At 73.9% G+C, this 16,813-nt stretch carries 14 protein-coding genes; all 14 read right to left on the bottom strand.

What is annotated here, in order from left to right; translation table 11 throughout:
* Window positions 1-15: 15 nt before the first annotated feature.
* Window positions 16-954 carry a glycosyltransferase family 2 protein gene (locus EFE23_RS05400; protein WP_123239776.1) on the bottom strand — a complete coding sequence of 313 codons (939 nt, stop codon included), beginning with the start codon at window positions 952-954 and terminating at the stop codon, window positions 16-18.
* Window positions 947-2,602: a lipopolysaccharide biosynthesis protein gene (locus EFE23_RS05395; protein ID WP_123239775.1), complete on the bottom strand. Its 1,656-nt coding sequence runs from the start codon at window positions 2,600-2,602 to the stop codon at window positions 947-949. Before EFE23_RS05395 ends, EFE23_RS05400 begins: the two co-directional genes overlap by 8 nt.
* A 189-nt stretch (window positions 2,603-2,791) precedes the next feature.
* Complete coding sequence (locus tag EFE23_RS05390) at window positions 2,792-4,798, bottom strand: delta-60 repeat domain-containing protein (protein ID WP_123239774.1); 2,007 nt, start codon at window positions 4,796-4,798, stop codon at window positions 2,792-2,794.
* Window positions 4,799-4,911: 113 nt separating this feature from the next.
* Window positions 4,912-5,859 carry a glycosyltransferase gene (locus EFE23_RS05385; protein ID WP_123239773.1) on the bottom strand — a complete coding sequence of 316 codons (948 nt, stop codon included), beginning with the start codon at window positions 5,857-5,859 and terminating at the stop codon, window positions 4,912-4,914.
* A 60-nt stretch (window positions 5,860-5,919) separates the two neighbouring features.
* The gene (locus EFE23_RS05380) at window positions 5,920-6,753 is read right to left on the bottom strand and encodes a phosphatase PAP2 family protein (RefSeq protein WP_123239772.1); all 834 of its coding nucleotides are present in this window, start codon (window positions 6,751-6,753) and stop codon (window positions 5,920-5,922) included.
* A gap of 269 nt (window positions 6,754-7,022) precedes the next feature.
* On the bottom strand, window positions 7,023-8,258 hold the full coding sequence (locus EFE23_RS05375; protein WP_123239771.1) for a hypothetical protein: 1,236 nt from the start codon (window positions 8,256-8,258) through the stop codon (window positions 7,023-7,025).
* A gap of 74 nt (window positions 8,259-8,332) precedes the next feature.
* Complete coding sequence (locus EFE23_RS29420) at window positions 8,333-9,769, bottom strand: glycoside hydrolase family 16 protein (protein WP_123239770.1); 1,437 nt, start codon at window positions 9,767-9,769, stop codon at window positions 8,333-8,335.
* A gap of 63 nt (window positions 9,770-9,832) precedes the next feature.
* Complete coding sequence (locus tag EFE23_RS05365; protein ID WP_123239769.1) at window positions 9,833-10,642, bottom strand: shikimate dehydrogenase; 810 nt, start codon at window positions 10,640-10,642, stop codon at window positions 9,833-9,835.
* Entirely contained in the window at window positions 10,639-11,859 is a 1,221-nt protein-coding gene (gene mltG, locus EFE23_RS05360) for an endolytic transglycosylase MltG (protein ID WP_123239768.1), read from the bottom strand. Before mltG ends, EFE23_RS05365 begins: the two co-directional genes overlap by 4 nt.
* Window positions 11,856-12,317 (bottom strand): Holliday junction resolvase RuvX, encoded by a 462-nt coding sequence (gene ruvX / locus EFE23_RS05355; RefSeq protein WP_123239767.1) that lies wholly within the window; start codon window positions 12,315-12,317, stop codon window positions 11,856-11,858. The genes mltG and ruvX overlap by 4 nt, the downstream gene beginning before the upstream one ends.
* A gap of 74 nt (window positions 12,318-12,391) precedes the next feature.
* Entirely contained in the window at window positions 12,392-15,070 is a 2,679-nt protein-coding gene (gene alaS, locus EFE23_RS05350) for an alanine--tRNA ligase (protein ID WP_123239766.1), read from the bottom strand.
* The gene (locus tag EFE23_RS05345) at window positions 15,067-15,372 is read right to left on the bottom strand and encodes a DUF6167 family protein (protein WP_123239843.1); all 306 of its coding nucleotides are present in this window, start codon (window positions 15,370-15,372) and stop codon (window positions 15,067-15,069) included. The genes alaS and EFE23_RS05345 overlap by 4 nt, the downstream gene beginning before the upstream one ends.
* A gap of 25 nt (window positions 15,373-15,397) precedes the next feature.
* Window positions 15,398-15,859: a DUF948 domain-containing protein gene (locus tag EFE23_RS05340; RefSeq protein ID WP_123239765.1), complete on the bottom strand. Its 462-nt coding sequence runs from the start codon at window positions 15,857-15,859 to the stop codon at window positions 15,398-15,400.
* A gap of 148 nt (window positions 15,860-16,007) precedes the next feature.
* A complete protein-coding gene (locus EFE23_RS05335) occupies window positions 16,008-16,628 on the bottom strand; it encodes a hypothetical protein (RefSeq protein ID WP_123239842.1) in 621 nt (206 codons plus the stop codon).
* Window positions 16,629-16,813 lie beyond the last annotated feature (185 nt).

Raw genomic sequence — 16,813 nt, 5'->3', positions numbered from 1 at the left:
GTCCCGGTCGCCCGATCAGACACCCCGCCCCGTCCGCTGGGCCAGCCGGAGCACCCGCTCCCCGGAGAGCAGCCCGAGCACCACCGGCACGGTCACCAGGACGCGCTTCTCGCGCGGGTTGAGCCGGAGCACCCGGCCCAGCTCCCGCACCGCCTCGCGGCGCCGCCGCCCGGAGGCGAGGGCGAAGGCGATCTGCCCGTGCAGCCGGGCCAGCCCGGTCCGGCTGCGGGCCAACTCCGGGTGCTTGTCGATGAGGTAGCGGGTGGCCTCGACGATCATCGCCCAGCGGCCGAAGAAGAACGAGCCGCCGTGCCAGTCCACCACCACCAGCACCTCGGGCACGATCACCACCGGTCCGTGCCCGGCGATCCGCAGCAGCCACTCGTAGTCCTCGCCGTAGCCGCCGGGCAGCTCCTCGTCGACCGGGCCGACCGCGTCCCAGGTGGACCGGGGCAGCAGGATCGTGCTGGAGTGCACCTCCATGATCCGGTCCTCGACGAAGTCGGCGAGGGTCACCTCGACGCTGTCGAGCTGCCGGTCCTTGGCGATGCCCGGCCCCTGCAGCCGGATGCCGCAGCTGACCGCGGCGGCGTCGGGGCGGGCGACCAGCAGCTCCACCTGGCGGCGCAGCTTGCCCGGCAGCCAGTGGTCGTCGTCGTCGCAGAAGGCCAGCAGATCGTGGGACGCCTCGGCGGCCCCGGTGTTGCGGCCGCCCGGCAGGCCCCGGGAGTGGCTGTTGTTGACGTAGCGCAGCGTCCGCCCGGCCGGCACCGGCAGGTCCAGCGGCCGGATGTCGGTGTGGTCGTAGACGACCAGGCACTCCACCGGGCCGGGGTAGTCCTGGTCGAGCACCGCGCCGACGGCCCGCTCCAGCAGCCGCGGGCGGTCCCGGGTGGCCACCACCACGGTCACCGGCGGGTACGCCGCGGCGGCGGGCCGGTCGTGGTCAGTCACGGTGGCCTCCGGTGAGCACGAATCCGAACGGTTCCACGCCGACCGAGCGCAGCCGCTCCACCAGGCGGGTCAACTGGGGCAGCCGGGTCCGGTCGCGGGCGGCCACCAGCACCGCCCGGCCATCCCGGGCGGCGCGTACGCCCCGCTCGTCGTGCAGCGCGGGCGGCGCGTCGAGCAGGGTGAGGCCGTCCGCCGCCGGTGGGGCGTCGAGCGGGACGAGCCGGACCGTGCCCGAGCCGATCCGCAGCTCCTGGCCGTCGGTCCGGGTGGTGGCGCCGGCCGTGGCGGACCGGGCGGTCGGGATGACCTGGGTCTTGTCGTCGGTGGTGGTGGACCGGTAGACCGCGCCGTTCTTCGCGTCGGCGGTGGGGAACGGGCGCGGCTTGCGCACGGCCGGGATCACCGCGGTCTCCTCCGGGTCGCCGCCGCCGGCTGGGGCGGCGACCCCGACGCTGGCCGGGGTGGTCGCCGGGGCGGGCCGCTGCCGGGGCAGCTTGGCGGGGGCCGGCTCCACCGGCGGGTTGCGACGCTGGGCGTCGAGCATCAGCGGGCGGATCCGGTCCAGGCTCTCCGGGGTGACCCCGAGCCGCACCGCGTGCCCGCCGCCGGCCAGCACCGCGGCGAGCCCCGCGGTCACCTGCTCGCGCCCCTCGTCGGTGGCGGAGGAGAGCAACACGAGCGGGCCGCGCTCCGGGCCGTCCACCCAGCGGGCCAGGGCCAGCGCCAGGTAGCGCAGGTCGGCCTCGTCGGGCTCGCCGCCCCGGGTGCGGCGGACGGTGCCGAGCAGCGGCGCGCCGATCGCCGACACCGCCTCGGCGGTGCTGCGCAGCCGCCGGTCCAGCGACTCCCGGACGAAGGCCACCAGCCCACCGAGCAGCAGGCCGCCGAGGACGCCGCCGACGAGGAGCAGCGGGGCGCTGTCCCGGCTGGACGGCACCGGCGTCCGGGCCGCGCTGGTGATCGAGCCGGGGCTGAGGTCCGCGGAAGCGATCTTGGAGCGTTGCTCGGCCAGCGTGGCGAGCTGGTCGTTGAGGGCCCGCAACTGGTCCAGCAGGGCGCTGGTGCGCGGCGACGGGCTGTCCGTCGACTGCTTCTCGGGCAGCGACTTCTGGGTGGTGGTGCGCTGGGCGGTGACCACCGCGATGGTGTCGTCGTACGACTTCAACACCTCCGCGCGCTGCTTCTCGTAGATGCCCCGCCGCAGGTCCAGGTAGCCCTGGGCCGCCCCGTTCGCCCCGTCGACGGCCTCCCGCTCGCTGTGCGCCGCGTACTCGAAGCGCATCACCTGGCCGCCGACCGGGGTCTCCACCTTGAGCGCGTCGGCCACCTCCTCGGTGTCGCGCCCGGTGATGGCGGCGACCTTGTCGATGACCTCGTTGCTGGTGGCGATGCCGCTCTCGGCCGTCATGTTCACCGCCCGGTCGGCGCCCCCGGAGGGCACCGAGAACGGGTCGGTGACCACCGGACGAACCACCACGGCGGTGGTCGCGGTGTAGCTGGCCGGCAGCACGAACAGGTAGACCAGCACCGCCACCAGCACCGACGCCGCCGCGACGAGCACGGTCCGCCACCGGCGTAGCGGGATGCGCGCCAGTTCGGCGAGGCCGACCGGGTGTTGCCGGGCGGTGGCGACGTCGGTCACGTCCATGTGTCAGGTCCTTGCGGGGCGTGAGGGGTGGGTATCCGGCCCGGGCCGGAGAGGGGACCGTGTCGGGGCGGCGAGGTCTCATTGTCGCCGACCGGGCCCCCGGATCGGGAGTCCGTCCCGGGGCCGGTTACCCCGACGGTCCGCCGGCGTCCCGGGGGACGCCGGCGGACCGCCGGTGGGGGTGGATCGTCAGGAGGTGGCGAACCAGAGCGTCCGGCTCGACCAGTCCACCGCGCCGCCGGCCGGCGCGACCTGGACCGCGGCGGCCCCGTCGACGGCCGCCCCGTCGAACGGCACGGTACGCAGCGAGCCGTCCGTCCAGCCGTACACGATCTTGCCGTTGACCCAGGCCAGGCCCCGCACGCTGCCCCAGGCCAGGCCGACGCTGGGCAGGGTGAACTCGGTGCAGCCGACGATGTAGCCGTCCGGCTCCAGGTACCGGAAGAACAGGCTGTTCGTGCCGGACTTCGTGTAGTACATCTTGCCGCCGAGGTAGAAGGCGCCGGTCATGGTCGCCGGCTTGAACCAGTCGTTGTAGCCGCTGCTGACCCACGGCACGCCCACCGAGCCGCCGGAGAAGATCGACACGTCGAGGTAGCTGCCGTTCGGCGCGCCCGCGTCGGTCTTCGACCAGTAGAGCTTGTTGCCGACCGAGAACGACGCCCCGGCCGCGGTGAGGTTCGGCTGGCTGGTGCTGACCGGGGTGCCGAGGGTGGTGCCGTCGAACGGCACCTTGGTCGCCTGCCCGTTGGCCGAGGAGACGTAGAGGTAGCCGGAGGCGGCGGACGGCGCGTTGGTCGCCGCGACCGTACGCCCGCCGGCGAGCGGGAACAGGCCCATCCGGCCGTGGTACTCGTTGCCCACGCCGTCGGAGTCGAAGCCGGCGTACAGGCCGGTGCTGCCCCGCCACAGCTCCCACATGATCGGGCCCCAGGTGGTGGTGCCCGCCGGTGCGCCGGTGCGACCCGGGTTCCAGACCAGCGGCAGGCCGTTGATCGGGTCGAGGGCGCCCAGGCCGAACCGGTTGATCGCGCCGGCGCCGGCCGAGTCGTTGCCGTTGGCGTTGTTGAGCCAGCGGAAGTGCCCGCCGACGTAGACCACGTTGTCGGCGGCCTCGACCGAGGTCACCGAGTCGGTGCCGGTGTAGTTGACCCAGGTGGCGTCGATGCCGGCGCCCCGGTCGGCGGTCTCGAACCGGGCGACCGCGTCGCAGTACGCCCCGGCGCCCCGGCCGCCGTCGGCGATGATGATGAAGTACGTGCCGTCGTCGGAGAAGTCCACGTCGCGGGCGTAGAACGGGAACGCCCAGTCGTAGCAGGGCGCCACGTAGCGCTGGGTGCTCCAGTCGGCCACCGCCGGGGTGCCGGCCAGGTCGACCACCACCACCTGGTTGCGGGCCTGACCGTTGACCTGGGTGAAGTTGCCGACCGCGACCAGGGTCTTGTTGTCCGGCGACACCGCGAGGCCCCACACCAGCTCGCTGCTGGCCCGGGGGACGCTGGCGTCGATCTGGAAGGTCGGGTCGATCGCGCCGGTGCTCGCGTTCAGCCGGGCGAGCAGGGAGTGCTGGGTGCCGTTGACCCAGTGGAAGGCCCCGGCGATGTAGAGCTGGTTGCCGACCACGATGGTGCGCCGGACCAGGCCGCCGTCGCTGCGCCCGGCCCAGCTGGTCACGGTGGCGCCGGTGGTCGGGTCCAGCTCGACCAGGTTCTTGCGGCTGTCCCCGTTCACGGTCTTGAAAGCGCCGCCGACGATGAGCTTGCCGTCGGGGCTGACCGCGAGGGCGTGCACCGCGCCGTCGAGCACCGGGGTGAAGTCCGCCTTCAGCGCCCCGGTCGACCGGTCGTACGCGAACAGGTAGTTGCGGGCCGTCCAGCCCGCGTCGCCCGCCGCCTTCACCGCGGTGAACGACCCACCGACGTAGACGGTGCCACCGATCTCGGCGAACGCCTTGGTGTCGCCGTTCTGCGCGTGCGGGGTGTTGTCCGCCGGGTTCGCCGAGGTGAGCGTGCTGGTGACCGGCGTGAGGTCCGCCGCGCGGGCCGGCGCGGCGAGCAGCCCGACGGCGAGCACCGGAGCGGCGAGTACGGCGCACCACCGCCGCCACCCCGGTCGAGACGTTCTGTGAAGCACGGGTGCCCCCAAAGAGATGATGAGATCACGGGTAGCTTGCTCGGAACGGACATTAGGCACCATCAACCGACCGGTCCGGTCTGGTCGTCCGGGTCGCGTCCCCGGGTCCCGGTGCGGGCGGGCGTCCGGTGTCGACCGGCGGAGCCGGCTGCCGGACCGTCCGCTCCGGTCGGCCCTCACGCGGCCGCCGCCCACTGGAACGGCGCCACCGATCCGGTCGCGGCGACCGTCCAGGCGGCCGCCTCCGCCAGGTCTTCCGCCGTCACGGCGTCCGCCTCCCGGGCCAGGACCAGGCCGCGGCGGTCCAGCTGCCGGGCCAGTTCGACCTGGTGATCGTCGACGTGCTCGGCGTGCCGGCGGCGGCGCGGCACGTAGACGGCCCGGTGACCGGCCCGCAGGGCGCCCAACGCCGAGCCCACCCCGGCGTGGGTCACCACCACGTCCGCCTCCCGCATCGCCTGCTGCATCTCGGCGTACGGAACCTGAGCGCGGGCGCCGGCCGGCATCCGGGGGATCCGGGTCGACCCGACCTGCCAGAGCACCTCCGCCTCCGGCGGCAGCACCTCGACCAGTCGGGCCAGCAGCCGGGGGAAGCTGAACCGTCCGTGGGTGCCGAGGGCGACGACGACCCGGGACACCGGTCGCGGGCGGGCCAGCCGGACGGCCTGGTAGCCGTCGAAGACCGTGCCGCCGTAGCGCCAACGCGCGTCGGCCCAGCCCGGGTACTGGGTGTAGAGCCGGGTCCGGGGCACCCGGGCGACCAGCCGGCCGGTGAGCGACGGGCCCTCGGTGCGGGTGGCGCTCTCGATGTAGTGGCAGTCCAGGCCCCGGCGGGCGGCCGGGACGAAGAACGACATGGCCACGCTGGCACCGGTGCTGACCACCCGGCTGAACCGTCCCCCACGCAGCACCCGGCGCGCGGCGAGCAGGTCGCGGAGCGCGCCGACGGCGTCCCGGGTGGTCGCCGGCGGCACGTGGATGACCTCCTGACCGTCCAGCAGGGACCGGCTCTGCGGTGAGTCGAAGGTCGCCCAGACGCAGTCGCCGGGCAGGCCCAGCCGCGGGTGCAGGTCGTACAGCTCGGCGAGGTGTCCACCGGTGGAGGCGACGAGAAGGGTCGTCACGTCGTTGCCCGACTTCCTTCGAGGGGTGGCAGGGGACGGTCTTCCGGGGTGGCGCGGGGGTCAGGTGCCGGCGGTCACCCGGTCCCGTGCGGCGCGGGTGGGCTCGCTCTCCGGGGGCCGGACCCGGCCGGCGGCGACCAGGACGGTGAGCGTCATGACGCCGGTGAGCAGGGTGGCGAAGACCCACCCGCCGAGCACGTCGGTGAACCAGTGCTTCTCCGCGTAGACGCGGGTGTAGCCCTCGACGGCGACCAGCACGGCCAGCGCGGCGACCAGCCCGATCCGGACCCGGCGCGGAATCCGCCAGGTGAGGGCGACGAACACCAGGATGGTGCCGAAGGTCATCGCCACCCGGGCGCAGCCGCCGGACGGGTAGGTGCCCAGGTCCGTCGGCGGGTGGCCGCGGTCGACCACCCGGGCGAGGATCTCCTGGACGTACCGCTCGACGACGAACTGCAGCGGCAGCGCGACCAGCGGCAGCCACCAGCGGCGCCGGCGCCAGGCCACGGCGAGCGCGAGGGCGGCGACCACGGTCACCCACTTGAGCGGGTACCGGTCACCGAGCGCGGTGACGAACGAGTTGATTCCGGCCCACGGCTCGGCCCGCCGGGCGTGCACGTAGTCGAAGACCGGGTGGTCCACCTGGGGTTCGAGCCGGGACAGGGCCTCGCCGAGGGGCCAGCAGACGGCGACCACGGCGGCGCTGCCGGCGAGCAGCACCACGCCGGCGGCCCCGACCCGGCCGAACGCGGCGGTCAGCCCGGCGACGGCGACCCGCAGCCGGTCGGCCGCCCGGCCCGCCACGACGGCCGGCGCCCAGCGGGCGGCCAGCCAGGGCACTAACAGCGCCGGCACGAGCACGACGAGCACGGCGCAGGCGTAGATGAGGGTCATCGCCGTCCACCGTCCGTGCCCGGCCGGGTGCCGCGCGTCGACCGCACCCGGTCCTCTGCCCCGTCAGCCATCGGCCGACCTCCCCACGCCGCACGGTCCGCGGGCGGTCCCCCACGCCCACGCCGACCGGATCGAACCCGTCACCGCCGACGGGTGGTGATCGAGTGGTGACACCTTAGTGGAGGCCGGCTCATGTTCGGTAGCAGGGGCCGGACGGCCGGGGCATTTCCCCGGATTTGCCGGCCACCTCCCCCGACCGGCCGACCGGGTCACTCCCGGGGCGACCCCAGGCGGTCGGCGAGCACGTGCAGCAGCGCGGGGTGCAGCCGGTCGCTCCAGCCACCCCCGCCGGCGGCGAGTTCGGCGGTCCGCAGCCACAGCTCGACCAGGTAGGCGTCGGCGACGAGGCGCCGGCGGGTCGGGTCGAGGCCGAGCCTGTCGCCGTACCGGTCCAGCACGGCGACCAGGTCCGCGGTCGCCTCCGGCACCGGCCGCCCGCGCAGCGACAGGGCACTCTGGAACGCCTGGTGGGCGAGGTCGAAGCCGACCGGCCGGCCGGGGCCGCTGTTCTCCCAGTCCCAGGCGACCAACCGCCCCCGGTGGGTGCCGAGGTTCCACGGCACCCAGTCGCCGTGCCAGTGGCCGAACTCCAGGGTGGTCGCGCCGTCCCGCTCGACGAGGGCGGCCAGCGCGGCCCCGACCGGGCCGCCGGCCCGCCGGGCGCGGGCGGTGAGGTCGGCCAGGAACGGGGAGCCGGCGAGCGGGCGGGGCGCGGCCGGCGGGCCGCCCCGCCGGGCGACGGCGAGCATCGCCGCCAGCTCCGGGCGGTCCGGCCGGGGCAGCCGGCGCACCCCGGCCGGCATCGGCTCGACCAGGGTCACCGCCAGGTTGCCCCAGGCCAGCTCGCGCAGCAGGCGGGGCACCGCGGGCAGGTCACCCCCGGCGCGGGGCGCCGCGCGCAGCGCGTCCGCCTCCGCGCGGACCATCGCCCGGGTCGCGTCGTTCCAGCCGACCTTCGCGTACGCCCATGCGGCGCCCCGACCGTCGAAGAGCTGCAGGGTCGGCTTGTGGTGCGGGTCGGGCGGCCGGATGCCGATCGCGGCGTGCAGCGGCCGGCCCTCGACCCGGGCCAGATGGGCGGTGAGCAGCAGCTCGGCGGGATCGGCGTCGGTCGGGGCCGCGACGGTGAGCACCGGCATCCGGGCCAGCCCGGTGACCCCGAGCCCGGCCAGTACGCCGACCGCGAGCCGGTTGGCCCGCACCCGGGGCGGCCGGAGCGCGTTGTACGCCAGCGTCGACGCCGCCCCGACCCGGCGGGACGCCAGCGGCAGCAGGAACTTCGCCCGGTCCACCGAGGGCACCACCGCGTACCGGGCGACGGTCCGGTGACCGGGCGGCAGCCCGGCCGCCTTCGCGGCGACGCCGAGCCGGAGCCGCTCGTCGCCGAAGATCGCCCGGGTCACCCAGCCGATGCCGTCCCGCCGGTCCCGTGGGTCGTCCGTCACGCCGCGCCCTCCCCAGTCCCGTCGCACCCTGTGGCGGACACGATAGGGGCCGCCGGCCAGCCACCGGCGACCGGTCAGCGCTGCCAGACCCGGACGTGGTCGACCCGGAAGTCCGCGGGCCACGCGGTGGCCGCGTCGGGCGCTCCGAGCCAGCCGCCGACCTGGAAGTTCAACCGCAGGTTGTACGGCTTGTCGAAGGCCTCGTCGAACCACGGGGTGGTGCTCCGGTCCCGCTGCCAGACCAGCCGGCCGTCGACGTACCAGCGGATCACACCGGGCTCCCACTCGGTGGTGTACGTGTGGAACCCGTCGCCCGGGTACCCGGTCGGGAACTCCCAGCGCTGGTCCTGTTTGACCGGGCTGTAGTCGTAGAAGATCGCCTGGGTGGCGGCCCGGTGGTACGCCGCCCCGCCGGGCAGCTCGACCACGTCGATCTCGCCCTTGCCCCCGTCGTCCGGCCGCAGCCAGAACGCCGGCCACAGGCCCTGCGAGTCGGTCGGCCCGTTGGGCGACTCGGCCCGGACCTCGAACCGGCCGTAGCGGAACGACGCCCTGCCGATGGTGTCCAGGTAGCCCTCGGTGTACTGCCGGGGCTGCCCGGCGCAGACGGTGCTCCGCCGCTGCGCCCGCAGGGTGAGCACCCCACCGGCGACGATCACGTTCTCCGGGTCGTCCACGTTACAGCCGAGGTCGACGTCGCGCGGCTCGCCGTCGCGCACGTTCCACTTCGACCGGTCGATGGTCGGACCGTCGAACTCGTCCGACCAGACCAGCCGCCAGCCGGGCACCCGGGCGCCGGGGCGGTCGGCCGGCGGCGGGGCCGGCGAGGCCACGGGACCGGCCTGCGGCGGTCGGGCGGCGGCGGTCGGGCGAGCCGTGCCGCCCGGCTCACGGCGGTAGCTGACCACCAGCCCGGGCCGCAGCGCGGCGCGCACGTTCTCCCGGGAGGCCCAGTAGATCCGCCGGGGCCAGTCCTCCTGGGTCAGGGCGAGGGTCACCCGGCCGTTGCCGGTGACGGCGGCGGAGACGTCCCACTCGTTGAAGCCCTGGTCGACCCGGTCCCGGGTGGCTAGCGCCGAGCCGAGCACGGGACGCTGCGCCCAGGCGCCGGCGTTGGCGGCGGAGCCCTGCGCGGAGTGCGCCCGGACCCGCGAGGCGAACGGCTGCCAGGCGTACACGCGCAGCACGGCCCGCACGTCCACCGCGTCCGGGGGCAGCCCCCGGACGTTGAACTCCAGCACCGCGTCGCGCTGCCCGTCCGGGTTGCCCTCGCAGAACCGCGGGCAGCTCGCCAGGGTGGTCTTCACCCCGTTGTCCCCGTCCTGCGGGACCCGGGTGACGGTGGTGTCCGCGGTGGCGGCCACCACCAGCGGCGCCACCTCGGCGACGACCCGGGGCAGCGCCACGGCCGTGCCGGCGGCGAGCGCCACGGCCAGCACGCCGAGCAGCACGAGCCGGCGGCGACGGCCGGTGGCCGGTCGGTCGGGCGGGGACGGCGGCTGCCCGGTCACGGCTCCCCCTGTGGTCGGCGACGGGTTGCGTCAGCAGCGTATCGACCGGGCGCAGCCGCCCGCTCAGTCGCGGGCCGCCGCCAGCGCCGCGCGCATCGCGTCGACCGGGGCGGGCACCCCGGTGAACTGCGTGAACTGGCCGACCGCCTGGGCCAGCAGCAGGTCCAACCCGGAGATCACCCGGCAGCCGGCGGCGAGCGCCGAGGCGGCGAGCGGGGTGGGCCAGGGATCGTAGAGGGCGTCGAAGAAGACCGCCCCCGGACGCCAGTCGAAGTTGTCGGCGAGGGGGTCGCCGACCCCCTTCGGCACCGTCGAGATCACCAGGTCGGCGCGGGCGTGCGCCGGGGCGCCGTCCCAGTCGGCACCGGCCAGCGGCACCCCGACCGCGGCGGCCACCGGGCGCAGCTCGGCGATCGCCTCGAGCCGGCGGGCCACCACGGTCACCTCGGCCGCGCCGATCCGGGCCGCCGCCGCGAGCGCGGCGCGGGCGGTGCCGCCCGCGCCGAGCACCGTCACCACGGCGCCCGCCGCGCACCCGGCGGCCGTCAGCACGTCGACCATGCCGGCGACGTCGGTGTTGTCGGCGTACCAGCTGCCGTCGGGGCGGCGTACCAGCGTGTTGGCGGCGCCGACGGCGGCGGCGACCGGCGAGACCTGGTCGGCCAGCGCGAGCGCCGCCTCCTTGCCCGGCATGGTCACCGACAGCCCGGCCCACTCCGGGCCCAGGCCCGCGACCAGGCCGGCCAGGTCGTCGGCCGCGCACTCGATCCGGGTGTACGACCAGCCGGTCAGCCCGGCGGCCGCGTACCCGGCCGCATGGATGACCGGGGAGAGCGAGTGGGCGATCGGCTTGCCGACGACGGCGGCCCTCACGCGCAGTTCGACTTGGTCAGCACGCCGTTGTCGCACATCTGCTTCTGCAGCTTCCGGAAGTCGGCGTCGTTGGAGCCGTAGCCCATCGTGCCCTTCTTGTCGATGGTCATGAAGTAGATCCAGTTGCCCGGTGGCGGGTCCATCGCGCCCTTGAGCGCCTCCTCGCCGGGGTTGCTGATCGGCGTGATCATCAGGCCGTTCACGTCGTGCGTATTGTACGGGTTCTTCAGATCGTGGATCTCGGACTGCTTGAGGACGTCGGAGTCCTTGGGGTTCTTGCCCTGCAACCGCAGCCAGTAGTTGATCGCGCTGTCGATCTCCAGGCAGCGGCAGTGGTACTTGTCGGTGTAGACCCGGTTGTAGATGACCCGGGCCACCTTCGGCATGTCCACGTGGTTGACCGACTCGGCCTGGGCGATGGACGCGGCGATCAGCGCCTCGTACGGGGAGATCCCGCGCTCCTTCTGCACCCTGTCGACGAACTTCATGTCGCCGGTGACCTCGAGGAACTTCTCCACCATCATCGACAGGATCTGCTCGGCGGTGGCCTTCGGCGGGATCTCGTAGGTCGCCGGGTAGAGGAAGCCCTCGACGCTCTTCGGGCCCTTCTTGCCGTCCGTGCGGTTGAACCAGAACGCCGGCACGCCCAGCTTGACCGGGTCCTTGGCGGCCGCCTTGAACTCGGCGACCGGGATCTTGGTCTGCTTGGCGAGCAGGTCGTAGATGGTCAGGCTGATCGTGCCCTCGGGGATGGTCACCCCGTTGACCACCCGATTCTTCGGGTCCAGCAGCATGATCACCGCGTCGGCGGCCTTCATCTGCTTGCGGACCTTGTACCGGCCGACCTGGATGTTCTTGCTGCGGGAGTTGGCGTCGGCGGCCTCGATGAACGCCTTGGTGCTCTTCACCACACCGGCGTCGTAGAGGGTGTTCCCGATGTCGGTGAGGGTGTCGCCCGCCTTGACCTCGACGAGCGCCTCGCCGGTGCCCGGTCCGTCGTAGTCGGGGGTGACGAAGTGGTTCCGGATCCGGTCGAAGCCGATGTACGCGCCGCCGCCGATTCCGCCCAGCAGCACGAGCGCCATGAGCAGGGCGAAGATGGTCTTGCCCCGGCCACCACCGGACCTGCCCTGCCGCTTGCGCACGGCGCCGCGCCGGTGCCGGCCCTTCTCCCCCCTCTCCGCGTCTTCGAAGCCCAGGTCAAGATCGTCGATCATTGCGTCCGCCTCCGCTGTGCGTCCAGCCAGCTCTGCAGAATCTCCACCGCGGCGGCCTGGTCGACCACCGCCCGTTGGCGCTTTCCCCGGACGCCCCGTTCGGCCAGCCTACGACTCGCGACCACGGTCGACATCCTCTCGTCCGTCAGCGTCACCGGAATCGTCCCCATTACATCGGCCAAACGGGCAGCGTACGCCGAGACGTTCGCCGCCGCCGGGCCATGCTTTCCGGCGAGGTTGACCGGCAGGCCGACGACGATCTCGACCGCCTCGTGCTCCTCGGCCAGCCGGACCAGCTCGGCCATGTCGGTGGGCACCCCGTCCGGTGCCGCGGCCAGGTCGCGAGCCAGGGTGACCAGCGGGGTGGCCAGGATGCCGTGCGGGTCCGAGCGGGCCACCCCGACCCGGACCTGCCCGACATCGACCCCGAGACGCACCCCGCGGGACGGTTCAGCCATCTACCGGACACTTCCCCCCGGGTACGGGCCAGGGCGGACCGTACGGTCCGCCCTGGCGTCGATCGGCACGGCCATCACGCCTCGGCGATCGCCTTCTCCACGGTCAGCAGCAGGTTCGGCGCCTCCGCCGCGGGCAGGCCGCCACCCTGGGCCAGGTCGTCGCTGCCGCCGCCCCGGCCGGAGAACGCGGCCTTCACCAGGTCCTTCGCGGTCAGTCCGCGGCCGCGGGCCGCCGGGTTGACCGCCACCACCAGGGAGGCCTTTCCGTTCGCCCGGGCCGCCACCGCGACCACCGCCGGGCGGGCCGGGTCGATCCGGCCCCGGATCTCCTGAGCCAGGGTCCGCACGTCGTTGCCGGCCGCGCCCTCCGGCGCCTCGGTGCCTACGTACGCCACACCCCGCACGTCCTTCGCCCCCGCCGCGAGGCTCGCGGCCCCGCCCAGCACCAGCTGGGCGCGGAGCTTCTCCAGCTCCTTCTCCGCGTCGCGGAGCTGGGTGACGGTCTGCTCCACCCGGTCCGCGACCTGCTCGCCGGGAACCCGGAACAGCTCGGCCAGCCGGGACACCAGCAGGTGCTCGCGGGCCAGGAAGCCGAACGCGTCCATGCCGACCAGGGCCTCGATCCGGCGCACGCCGGAGCCGACCGAGGCCTCGGAGAGGATCTTCACCAGGCCGAGCTGCGCCGAGCGGGCCACGTGGGTGCCGCCGCACAGCTCGCGGGCGTAGTCGCCGACCTCGACGACCCGGACCCGCTCGCCGTACTTCTCGCCGAACAGCGCCATCGCGCCGATCCGGCGGGCCTCCTCCTGGCTGGTGATGAAGGCGTGCACCTCCAGGTCGGCCAGGAGCACCTCGTTGACCTGCTGCTCCACGTCGTGCAGCACGCTCGGCGCCACCCCGGTCGGGGTGTTGAAGTCGAACCGCAGCCGGCCCGGCGCGTTCAGCGAACCCGCCTGGGTCGCCGACTCGCCGAGGAAGTTGCGCATCGTCTGGTGCACCAGGTGGGTGGCGGTGTGCGACCGGGAGATCGCCCGCCGCCGGGACACGTCGATCTCGGCGTACCCGGTCTCCCCGGCGCGCACCTCGCCCCGGACCACCTTGGCCCGGTGCACGATCAGACCCGGCACCGGCTGCTGCACGTCGAAGACCTCGAGCTGGCCGCCGCCGACCGTGATCAGGCCCTGGTCCGGCTGCTGGCCACCGCCCTCGGCGTAGAACGGGGTGGTGTCGAGCACCAGCTCGACGGTGTCCCCCTCGACCGCCGCGTCGACCGCGGCCCCGCCGGCGAGCAGCGCCCGCACCCGGGACTCCCGGTTCAGCTCGGTGTAGCCGGTGAACTCGACCGCGCCGCCGGCGTCCAGCACCGACCGGTACGCCGACACGTCGGTGTGGCCGGTCTTGCGCGCCTGCGCGTCCGCCTTGGCCCGGCTGCGCTGGTCGGCCATCAGCCGGCGGAAGCCCTCCGCGTCGACCTGCAGGCCCTGCTCGGCCGCGATCTCCAGGGTCAGGTCGATCGGGAAGCCGTACGTGTCGTGCAGCTGGAACGCCTTGTCGCCCGACAGCGCCGCCTTACCGGCCGACTTGGTCTCCGCGATCGCGGTGTCCAGGATCGTGGTGCCGGCGCGCAGCGTGGCGAGGAAGGCGTCCTCCTCGGCGTACGCGTACTGGGAGATCCGGCCGAACTCCTCGGCCAGCTCCGGGTACGACGGGGCCATGCAGTCCCGGGCCACCGGCAGCAGCTCGGGCAGCGCCCGGTCCTGGTAGCCGAGGAGACGGACCGCCCGAATGGCCCGGCGCATGATCCGGCGCAGCACGTAGCCGCGGCCCTCGTTGGACGGGGTCACCCCGTCGCCGATCAGCATCAGCGCGGTCCGCACGTGGTCGGCGATCACCCGCAGCCGCACGTCGTCCGGGTGGGACTCGCTGGCCGCGTGGCCGGAGTGCGCGCCGTAGCGCTTGCCGGTCAGCTCGGCGGCCCGGTCCAGGATCGGCCGGACCTCGTCGATCTCGTAGAGGTTGTCGACGCCCTGCAGGATGGAGGCCATCCGCTCCAGGCCCATGCCGGTGTCGATGTTCTTCGCCGGCAGTTCGCCGAGGATCGGAAAGTCCTCCTTGCCGACGCCCGGTCCCCGCTCGAACTGCATGAAGACGAGGTTCCAGAACTCCAGGTAGCGGTCCTCGTCGACCTCCGGGCCGCCCTCCCGGCCGTACTCCGGGCCGCGGTCGTAGTAGAGCTCGGAGCACGGTCCGCACGGGCCGGGGATGCCCATCGACCAGAAGTTGTCGGCCTTGCCGCGCCGCACGATCCGCGCGTCCGGCACGCCGGTGCGCCGCCAGATGTCGTACGCCTCGTCGTCGTCCAGGTAGACCGTGGCCCAGATCCGCTCCGGGTCCAGCCCGAAGCCGCCCGCCTCGACCGGCTTGGTGGCCAGGTCCCAGGCGAGCGGGATCGCCCCCTCCTTGAAGTAGTCACCGAAGGAGAAGTTGCCGTTCATCTGGAAGAAGGTGCCGTGCCGGCTGGTCTTGCCGACCTCGTCGATGTCCGGCGTCCGGATGCACTTCTGCACGCTGGTGGCCCGCCGGTACGGCGGCGTCTGCTGGCCCAGGAAGTAGGGCACGAACTGCACCATGCCGGCGTTGATGAACAGCAGGTTCGGGTCGCTGATGGCGGGCAGCGGAGCGGACGGCACCACGGCATGGCCGTTCGCCTCGAAGTGGGCGAGGTACCGCCGCTTGATCTCCGCCGTCTTCATCGCTGGTGCTCCTCCGGGAAAATCTCTCGATCACCGATGCGCGGGTCCTCCCGCAGCTCGGCGAACTGGTCGTCGTACGCCTCGCCGCGGGCGAAGGCCTCGTGGATCTCCTGCTCGCGCTCGGCCATGCCGACCCGGACGTCGTCCACGAAACTCCGGACCGACTCGACGAGGCTGCCGGCGGACTCGGACAGCCCGCTGGCGATGCCGGCCGGCGTGTACGCCTGCGCGGTGCGGGTCGCCTTGCGCACCACCAGCACGCCCACGGCCAGCCCGATGCCCAGCCAGAACAACCGCCTCATGTTCACATCCCTCCGTTCGGCCTGGTCACCGGTTGGCGCGCTTCGCGGCGCGGCGCCGCTGCTTGATGATGTCGCGGGCCTCGCGCTCGTCCTCCGCGTGCCGGCGGGCGGCCGCGGCCTTGCGCACGCCGTAGCCGAAGGCGGCCACCTTGACCAGCGGGTTCGCCGCGGCGGCGGAGACCACGGCGGCCAGGTTGGCCACGTTGGCGGTGACGTTCTGCGCGTGGGTGGTCATGGTGTCCACCTTGGCCAGCTGGAGGTTGACCCCGTCGAGCGAGGTCTGCACCTGCTCCAGGGCGGTGTTGACGTTCTTCACCGTGGTGTTGACGTCACCGAGCAGCGGCGCGGTGCGGTCATTGAGGTCGTTGATCATGCGGGTCGCCGCGTCCACGGTGTGCCGCAGCCGCAGGATGGGCAGCGTCAGGATCAACACGAGCATCGCGAACGCGATCGCCGCGACCAGCGCCGCGACCTCTCCATAACTCACGCCTGTCCTCCTCGAGCAGTGTCCCGGGGCCCGACGCCCCGGGACGCGCGACCGTCCTACCCACTTCCCCCCACGCCGACCCGTCGGGGTCAACGGGCGCAGCGGAGCCTGCCAGCCCCAGACCCTACCGTCCGTGATGGAGCGCTGCTCACGACGGTGAGGGGGTCAGCTCGCCGAGCGGATCGTCGGTGAGGCTCGGGTACGGATCCTCACCGGTGAGTGACGGATCAGTGCTGGGCTGTGGTCCGGTCCGCTCGTCGTCGATCGCGTTGCGGACCTTCACCGACACCAACGACCCGGTGCACTTCCCCGCTGCGGGCGTGGGAGCCGGGGACGGCGCGGATTGTCCGTCGACCGGCGGCGGCACGCAGGTCGGGTCGCGTACCCAGAGGTCCAGGGTGAGCTCGTCCCGTCGCCAGCAGGTGTAGCTGCCCTTGACGTCCCCCTGCTCCGGGCAGCGGTCGACCTTCCAGCGGCGCCAACCGTCACCGGCCAGGGCCTGCTCGTAGACCTGGGCGGTCTCCTTCCAGGCCTTCTCCGACTCCACCGTCCGCTCCCGCAACCGGCAGTCCTGCAGGCACCACCGGCTGCCGCTGACGTTGTCCACGGTCTTCGTCGCCGCCCAGGAGGGCACGTCGAGCTGGTCGAGGGTGTCGAAGACCGGGTCCCGGCTGAGCGTGCGCAGCCCGAAGTAGAGCGGTACGGCCCCCAGCAGCACCAGGCTGACCAGGGCCAGGATGCCCATCCGCAACCGCCGCCGCTCGCGCATCTGCCGGCGCAGTTCGGACCGGGCGCCCCGCAGGCCGCCGACCGAGCCGGCCGGCGCGCCGGCTCCCCCCGTGGGTACGGCGGCCGGTGCGCCCGGGCCCGGTCGGGTCGCCTCCGGTACGGGCGGGGTGGCCCGCCCGGCCGGTCGCTCGTCGGGTCCGCCGGGGCGGGCCACCGCGGCGGCCC

The organism is Micromonospora solifontis, assembly GCF_003725545.1.
Taxonomy (GTDB): domain Bacteria; phylum Actinomycetota; class Actinomycetes; order Mycobacteriales; family Micromonosporaceae; genus Micromonospora; species Micromonospora solifontis.
This window is presented reverse-complemented; position numbering and strand designations above follow the sequence as displayed.

Bases quoted from the DNA above. Each gene is read 5' to 3' on its own strand.
- mltG (WP_123239768.1), bottom strand. From the start codon at position 11,859: ATGATCGACGATCTTGACCTGGGCTTCGAAGACGCGGAGAGGGGGGAG.
- ruvX (WP_123239767.1), bottom strand. From the start codon at position 12,317: ATGGCTGAACCGTCCCGCGGGGTGCGTCTCGGGGTCGATGTCGGGCAG.
- alaS (WP_123239766.1), bottom strand. From the start codon at position 15,070: ATGAAGACGGCGGAGATCAAGCGGCGGTACCTCGCCCACTTCGAGGCG.
- EFE23_RS05345 (WP_123239843.1), bottom strand. From the start codon at position 15,372: ATGAGGCGGTTGTTCTGGCTGGGCATCGGGCTGGCCGTGGGCGTGCTG.
- EFE23_RS05395 (WP_123239775.1), bottom strand. From the start codon at position 2,602: ATGGACGTGACCGACGTCGCCACCGCCCGGCAACACCCGGTCGGCCTC.
- EFE23_RS05335 (WP_123239842.1), bottom strand. From the start codon at position 16,628: ATGCGCGAGCGGCGGCGGTTGCGGATGGGCATCCTGGCCCTGGTCAGC.
- EFE23_RS05390 (WP_123239774.1), bottom strand. From the start codon at position 4,798: ATGGTGCCTAATGTCCGTTCCGAGCAAGCTACCCGTGATCTCATCATC.
- EFE23_RS05380 (WP_123239772.1), bottom strand. From the start codon at position 6,753: ATGACCCTCATCTACGCCTGCGCCGTGCTCGTCGTGCTCGTGCCGGCG.